Source organism: Nonomuraea rhodomycinica, from assembly GCF_013363995.1.
Lineage (GTDB): Bacteria > Actinomycetota > Actinomycetes > Streptosporangiales > Streptosporangiaceae > Nonomuraea > Nonomuraea rhodomycinica.
On the sequence record NZ_JABWGO010000074.1, the window covers coordinates 1 to 287 of the forward strand.

Genomic DNA, 287 nt, shown 5'->3' on the forward strand with positions numbered 1-287 from the left:
GCCTCGTCGACGTTCTCGCTCTCGACGTCGGTGAGGTCCACCGCGACGGGGGTGGCCTGGATGCTCTTCGTCTGGACGTCCCCGGGGAAGGTGATGCCGAGGCCGACAACCGGCTGCGCCGCGCCGAGCTCAGTGCGCGGCGGGTGCTCGACGTCGGCGCTCTGCTGCTGGTTTGCGGGTTCGCTCGTCGGGTCGATCAGGTAGAGGACGACCAGGCCGCGGTCGTGGCAGACAGGGTGGCTGTTGCGCAAGGCGACGAGTTCGCTCTCGCTCTTCGCCCTCGCCTG

General features: G+C 69.7%; 1 protein-coding gene. It reads right to left on the minus strand.

What is annotated here, in order from left to right; all coding sequences use genetic code 11:
* Positions 1 to 287, minus strand: a 287-nt coding sequence (locus HT134_RS44475) for a hypothetical protein (RefSeq protein WP_217709116.1), incomplete at both ends; no start/stop codon positions are given.